Below are 5,492 nucleotides of genomic sequence, written 5' to 3'. Positions count from 1 at the left end.
ACGGGTCCGCCGCCGGCCGGATCCCGTGGGACGGGCCCGGTCGGCGGCGGTCCGGCGGGGCGGCTCAGCGGCGGCGGTTGCCCATGATGGAGCCGATCACCGCGTCGGCGTCGTGCGCGTGCACCTTGGCGGCCAGCCGGATCGCCATCTCGTTCGTGCGGCGCAGCTCGGCCTCGACCCGGTCCTTGCCGGACTGCCCGACCTGGACGCCGAAGTAGGCTCCGATGATCGCCCCGGAGACCCCGACGAGACCGGCGAACGGCGCACCGCCGCCGCCGTCGCGCACCGCGACGACGACGAACCCGACCAGGATGACGATCAGCCCCGTCAGGACCACGTAGAACCCGTACCTCCAGCGGGCCGCCTCGGCCTTGGCCGCGACGGCCTCGTCCTCGGTCATCATCGCCGCGAGCGCGGGCGGCATCTCATTGTGATCCGGCGCCACGGGGATCTTGGCCAGCGGCGCCGTGGGCGCCGCCGCCGGGGGAAGGGGTGGGGTCTTGGCGGTCGTCACAGGTGTACTCCCATGTTTCTGTCGGCCAAAAGAATCTCCCACGCTTTGTCGGAGGCAAGCCGAGTCGGGCTTGACCTACGCGGGACCTGGCATTCCTACCAGTTGTATCCCTGCTCAAACACCATGGGCAAACCGCTAAGCTGGCCCGTCGTGACCGAATCGTCCGCGCTCTCCCCCGTCCCCGTCGCGAACCGGGACGGGATCCTGCGCTTCTACTTCGGCCCAATGGACTGCGGCAAGTCCACACTGGCCCTGCAGATGAACTACAACCACGGCCGCCAGGGCAGGCGCGGGATGGTCCTGACCAAGCACGACCGCTCCGGCGGGCCGCGGATCACCAGCCGGATCGGCCTGGACAGCGAGGCGGTCGAGGTCGACGACGAGCTGGACCTGGTCGCCCTGGTCACCGACCGCAAGCCGATCGACTACGTGATCTGCGACGAGGCCTGCTTCTACACCGTCGCCCAGATCGAGCAGCTCGCCGACCTGACCGACGACTTCGGCATCGACGTCTACGCCTTCGGCCTGGCCTCCGACTTCCGGTCGCGGATGTTCCCCGCCGCCCAGCGCCTGTTCGAGCTCGCCGACGAGATCAACCGGCTGCAGGTCGAGGTGCTGTGCTGGTGCGGCCGCCCCGGCCTGCTGAACGCCCGCGTGGTCGACGGCGCGCTGGTCCGCACCGGCGAGCAGGTCGTCATCGGCGACACCGGCGCAGACCCGGTCCGCTACCAGGTGCTCTGCCGCCGCCACTACCGCTCCGGAGACCTCGGCGCGAGCTGAGCGGCCGATTCCGGGCCGGGCCGTACCGCCGTGCCCCGGTCGAGGGGTCAGCTTCTCAGCCTCCGGAACCGGCGTACGGAGAGCGGGAGGAAGACGGCGGTGAGCAGCACCGGCCACGCGACCGCCAGGAGCCCCGCGTGCTGCGCCGCCCAGGTCTCCCCCGCGAAACCCGGGTTGCCGAAGAGGTCCCGGACGGCCGAGGCCGTCGCCGAGAGCGGGTTCCACGCGGCGACGGCGCCGAGCCAGGCGGGCATCGTGGCCGGATCGACGAAGACACCGGACAGGAATCCCACCGGCCAGACCAGGATCTGGACGGCGGTCACCGCCTCCGGCCCGCTCGCGGCCAGGCCGATGAAGATCCCGGCCCACAGCAGGGCGAAGCGGAGCAGGAGCAGCAGGCCGAGGGCGGTGAGAGCGGAACCGCGGCCCTCGTGCCAGCTCCATCCCAGCAGCAGCCCGGTGCCGGCCAGGACGGCCAGGCCGACGATCGAGTTGAGCATGTCGGCGGCGCACCGGCCCAGCACGACGGCCGAGGAACTCATCGGCAGCGAGCGGAACCGGTCGGTCACCCCCTTGGCGGCGTCCGTGGTCACCGCCATCATGGTGGTCTCCAGGCCGAAGAGCATGGCCAGGGCGAACATGCCGGGCATCAGGAACTCGAAGTAACCGCCGGGGCCGGGAGTCGTGATCGCGCCGCCGAACAGGCCGCCGAACATCAGCACGGTCATCACGGGGAAGAGCCATCCGACGATGACCGCTCCCGGCCGCAGGGCCCAGTGGTTCAGGTCGCGCAGGGTGATGGTCCAGGCGTCCGTCAGTGCCCGGCCGACCCGGGACCCTGCCGGAGGGGGGAGCCGGGGCGGATGGGCGGGAGGTGTCCGCGGGGACGGTTTCCATGGGGGTTCTTCTTCCTTTCGAGGGGTCGGCGGATCGTGCGTCATGCCCGTCCGGACGCTCCCGGTGGGGCGACTCGCCAGGCGCCGTGCTCACCCGGAGGCCTCCTGCGGGGCGGCCGTGACCACGTCGGCGCCGCTCGCCGGGTCCGCGCGGCCGGCGGCCGTACCGGTGGCCGGGGTGCCGCCCGTCAGGTGGAGGAAGACCTCGTCGAGTGTCGGGCGGCGGAGCGCGAGGTCCCGCGGTTCGATCCCCGCCTCGTTCAGCTCGGTGGCCAGCCGGATCAGCGCCCGGACGCGCCCGGTGACGGGAATGCCGATCCGGTGGGCGGCCCGGTCGACGTCCGGCTCCCCGGAGGTGATCCGGGCGGCGACGGCCCGGGCCGCCTCGGTGTCCTCCGGACCGGAGAGCACCAGGTCGATCCGGTCGCCGCCGAGGGCGGACTTGAGCTCGTCGGGGGTGCCCTCCGCGACGACCCGGCCCGCCGCGAGCATGCAGACGCGGTCGGCCAGCCGGTCGGCCTCCTCCAGGTACTGCGTGGTCAGCAGCACGGTGGTCCCGGCGTCCACCAGCTCGCGGATCGCGGTCCAGACCTCCTGCCGGGCGGCGGGGTCGAGACCCGTCGTCGGCTCGTCGACGAACAGCACCGGAGGCGACACGATGAGGCTCGCCGCGAGGTCGAGCCGGCGGCGCATGCCCCCGGAGTATCCGCTCGCCGGCCTCCGCACGGCCCCGGTCAGGGAGAACCGCTCCAGCAGCTCGTCGGCCCGCCGCGCGGCCGCCGCGGCGGGCAGGCGGTTGAGCCTGCCGAACATCACGAGGTTCTGCCGCCCCGTCAGGACCTCGTCGACCGCGGCGTACTGGCCCACCAGCCCGATGCGCTCGCGGACCTGCCGCCCCTGCCTGCGGACGTCGAACCCGGCCACGCTCGCCCGGCCCGCGTCCATGTCCAGCAGCGTGGACAGGATCCGGACCACCGTCGTCTTCCCGGCTCCGTTGGGGCCCAGCAGCCCGCAGACGGACCCCGTCCCCACCCGCAGGTCGAGCCCGTTCAGGCCCGCTCCGCCCGCCGGTCCCCCGTAGTTCTTGCGCACGTCGTGCGCCGTGATCGCGCTCCCGGCGTCCGTCACTTCCGCCCTCCTCGCTCCGCGGCCGCCGGGCGCCTCCGCCCTGCGGCTCGAATAGTTTGGTACGACGTACCGTACAGCGTACGGAGTGATTAGGATAGGGCCGGTGACGAGGATTCGGAGTTCGTTCCCATGAGCGCGAGAAGGGCCCCCGATGCGGATCCGGCCCGCAGCCTGGCCCTGCTGTGGGGCTCGCACAGCAGGCCGGGGCGGTCGGGGCTGACCGTGCGCGCGATCGTCGAGGCCGCCATCGGGATCGCCGACGACGAGGGGCTCGACGCCGTCTCCATGCGCCAGGTCGCCGAGCGGCTGGGGGCCGGGACCATGTCGCTCTACACGCACGTTCCCGGCAAGGCCGAGCTGACCGACCTGATGGTCGACACCGCCTACGGGCGGCTCTACGACGACGTGGACGCACCGTCGGCGCAGCCCGGCGGCTGGCGCGGCGGGATGGAGTTCGTCGCCGCGCGCAACTGGGACCTCTACCGGCGCCACCCCTGGATGCTGCAGGTCCCCGGCGGCCGGCCCGCCCTGGGCCCGAACGCCTCGCTGAAGTACGAGGCCGAGTTGCGCCCCCTGGACGGCGTCGGCCTGTCCGACGTCGAGATGGACTCCGTCCTCGCCCTGGTCCTGACCCACGTCGAGGGCACCGCCCGGCTCCGGGCGAACCTGACCCGGGCCCAGCAGGACAGCGGGATGAGCGAGAGCGAGTGGTGGACGGTCAACGCCCCGCTGCTCGACAAGGTGATGGACGCCTCCCGGTTCCCGGTGGCCTCCCGGGTCGGCGAGGCGGCGGGCCGGGAGCACCAGGGTCGGCCGACCCGGCGCACGCCCTCGCCTTCGGCCTGGCGCGCATCCTCGACGGGGTGGCGGCGCTGATCGCGGGCAGGTGACGGCGCGGCCCCCGCTGTCCCCCACCACCGGCACGGCCGACGGCCGGACCCGCCGCGGCCCGCCCGCAAGAACCGGAGACGGGCCGGTCAGGAGCAGGCCGGAACGGGCCGATCAGGAGCAGGCCGATCAGGAGCCCGCGGCGATCTCCGCCAGGCGGGCGTCCAGCTGCACGGGGTCGCCGTCGACGAGCGCGGACACCGCCCGCCACCAGGCGAACCACTCCCCGCTGCGCCACATCCAGTCGACGCGCTCGATCGCGGCGACGACGTCGCCCCTGACCCGCCACTCCGGACCGGTCTGCGCCGCGCCGGCGCCGTGGCGCAGCGCCCAGGCGCGCAGCGTCCGGGCGGCCCCGGCGTCCACCGGCGTGCCGTACGGGCTCGGGTCCTCCCCGGCGAGGGGGTGCGGGCCCAGGCCGGCCGCGACGCCCCAGCTCCACTGGGCCTCGGCCGGACGGGAGTAGCGCAGCGAGTCGAAGTCGAGATTGGAGCCGAGGTCGCCGTCCGGGCGGCGGACCACCACCGCGTCCAGGCGTCCGCCCGCGTCGAAGGAGAGCACGATCCTGTCGCCGGGAGCGACGCCGCCGGGCAGCGCGACGCGGTCCTCCGCCTGCCAGGAGTTCAGGTCCACGGCCGCGGCGGGCGTACCCCATCGGCGGTCGGCGGCGTCGTCGGCGATCCAGGCGGTGAGCATCTCCAGCACGGTCAGGTCGGTCCAGGGCTCCACGGCGGTCGCGGAGCGGAGCACCTCGTCGGGGGTGAGCGGCTTGCCTCCCCGCGCCCGCTCCCACCACCGCGCGCCCAGCTCGCGCGTCCCGACCAGCAGCCCGGCCAGTGAGGCCAGCTCGGCGGAGCGGCGGGTGAGCGGGGCACCGCGGGCGAGCTCCGCGCAGCGGGCGACGCGATCGGCGCCCAGCACGGTCTCCGCCTCGCGCACCAGGGCGGCCGCGGAGAGCCGCTCCTCCCCGAGCAGGTCGCGGATCAGTCGTCTGGCCTCGGTCCGGGCGTCCTCCGCACGTGCCTCGCGCATACCGCCACGTTACGCCGGAAGATCTCCCGCCGCGAGGGGCCGGTCAGCCCCTGCGGCCGGCCCGGCCGAGCAGCCAGCCGATCACGGCGCTGCCGAGGGCCACGCCGGCGCCCATGCCGAACGCGGTGACGACCGTCCACACGGGCACGCCCTGCCCCTGCGGCCCCTGCGGCCCGGCGCCCGGCGGCGCGGCGGCCGCTGGAAGACCTGGACCGGCCGTCCGCCCTCCGGTACGGCGGGCTCGGGGCCGGGCG

General features: G+C 74.3%; 6 protein-coding genes and 1 pseudogene. 2 read left to right on the top strand and 5 right to left on the bottom strand.

The genetic code is table 11. The annotated features are described in order from the left end of the window. Positions 1-64: 64 nt before the first annotated feature. Complete coding sequence (locus ACWJ6R_RS29090; protein ID WP_449065292.1) at positions 65-514, bottom strand: hypothetical protein; 450 nt, start codon at positions 512-514, stop codon at positions 65-67. A gap of 150 nt (positions 515-664) precedes the next feature. Between ACWJ6R_RS29090 and ACWJ6R_RS29085 the strand changes: the two genes are divergently transcribed. Beyond that, on the top strand, positions 665-1,294 hold the full coding sequence (locus ACWJ6R_RS29085; protein ID WP_449065291.1) for a thymidine kinase: 630 nt from the start codon (positions 665-667) through the stop codon (positions 1,292-1,294). A 47-nt stretch (positions 1,295-1,341) separates the two neighbouring features. Here the strand turns inward: ACWJ6R_RS29085 and ACWJ6R_RS29080 are convergent, their stop codons facing one another. Both ACWJ6R_RS29080 and ACWJ6R_RS29075 read right to left on the bottom strand, forming a co-directional pair. After that, complete coding sequence (locus tag ACWJ6R_RS29080; protein ID WP_449065290.1) at positions 1,342-2,235, bottom strand: ABC transporter permease; 894 nt, start codon at positions 2,233-2,235, stop codon at positions 1,342-1,344. A 45-nt stretch (positions 2,236-2,280) separates the two neighbouring features. Further along, positions 2,281-3,318, bottom strand: coding sequence for an ATP-binding cassette domain-containing protein (locus ACWJ6R_RS29075; protein WP_449065289.1), 1,038 nt, complete (start codon positions 3,316-3,318; stop codon positions 2,281-2,283). Positions 3,319-3,447: 129 nt separating this feature from the next. Here ACWJ6R_RS29075 and ACWJ6R_RS29070 point away from each other — a divergent pair, with 129 nt between their 5' ends. Next, the gene (locus ACWJ6R_RS29070) at positions 3,448-4,194 is read left to right on the top strand and encodes a TetR/AcrR family transcriptional regulator (RefSeq protein WP_449065288.1); all 747 of its coding nucleotides are present in this window, start codon (positions 3,448-3,450) and stop codon (positions 4,192-4,194) included. 141 nt (positions 4,195-4,335) lie between these two features. On the opposite strand, the gene ACWJ6R_RS29065 is transcribed toward ACWJ6R_RS29070, so the two are convergent. Then, positions 4,336-5,238, bottom strand: a complete 903-nt coding sequence (locus tag ACWJ6R_RS29065; RefSeq protein ID WP_449065287.1) for a hypothetical protein — start codon at positions 5,236-5,238, stop codon at positions 4,336-4,338. 43 nt (positions 5,239-5,281) lie between these two features. Continuing rightward, positions 5,282-5,492 (bottom strand): annotated as a pseudogene (locus ACWJ6R_RS29060) (hypothetical protein); the annotation flags it as partial.

This window comes from Planomonospora algeriensis (assembly GCF_977012225.1).
The sequence above is the reverse complement of the archived record's forward strand: the minus strand, read 5'-3'. Positions and strand labels throughout refer to the sequence as shown.